The sequence below is a fragment of the Oleiphilus sp. HI0123 genome (assembly GCF_001635315.1).
This window is the reverse complement of the sequence record NZ_LWGE01001721.1, coordinates 1-942: the sequence shown is the minus strand read 5'-3', so window position 1 is coordinate 942 and position 942 is coordinate 1. Positions and strand designations below refer to the sequence as shown.

The following is a 942-nucleotide window of genomic DNA, read 5'->3' as shown; positions in this document are numbered from 1 at the left end:
GTTTTCGAGCCTGAAAAAGTCTGGCATAAAAGAAAGCCGCTTTGCTCTGGACAAGATTATCAATCAGCGCTTGCTAGATAATAGCCCTTCCCCTGAAGACAGCCAAGAAGATTAGACTTTTGGCGCGATCCCTTCAAAGCGATAGTTTTCCTGCAATTCCAGCGCTAAGGCCCGTTTGTCTTCATACAAATAAGGTATGACATAGTCGAGTATTTGATACACACCGTGCTGAATACTCTTCTGGTTCAGCGCCTGCGCTTCGTCCTCAGCACTTTGGATAGTTTTTAGGTAAGTCATCCAATTCGTCACAATCAACCAGGTATTTAAGGCTTTCGACTTTCGCTGCTGATCTTCCATTGGCTGATAGATTTCACTCTTCTCCATCGCATAAATAATGCTTTGGATACCACTCAAACAACGTAAAGTAAATCGTCGATAATCTTCACGCAGGCGCTCATCGCTGTCCAGCAAATGCTCTAGATCTCTATGCAAGAAACGATAAGCCCATAAACCGTTAAAGACCGCATCCAAATAGGTAATCAGATCATTTATATGTATCGCTCTGCCGCTCGGCACATTCAGATATGAATCTACAAGTAGCTCGTAGTTCTTAAAAATCTCGTAAATAATGTCGCTTTTATTTCTAAAGTGGTAATACAGGTTGCCGGGAGACATTCCAAGGTGAGCAGCAATATGGTTAGTCGATACGTTCCGCTCTCCACGCTCGTTAAACAACTCCAGCGCAGCCAATACAATTTTTTCTTTGGTTTTCATGTACTCACTAACTTCCCAATCATGTACATTTTCTTATGCAGCTCTTCAAGTCAGGCGTACTTGTACCTGATCAGCGCCACTATATATAGCTTTTAACAGGATGCAATCCTGGTCACCAAAATTAAAAAATGACTCGCAGTCATATTTTTGATCTCTAAGTGTTGACTT

The 942-nt window shown here is 41.9% G+C and carries 1 protein-coding gene; it reads right to left on the bottom strand.

From position 1 onward, the window contains the following. Positions 1–111: 111 nt before the first annotated feature. Entirely contained in the window at positions 112–774 is a 663-nt protein-coding gene (locus tag A3761_RS23280) for a TetR/AcrR family transcriptional regulator (RefSeq protein ID WP_068514544.1), read from the bottom strand. Between the last annotated feature and the right edge of the window lie 168 nt (positions 775–942).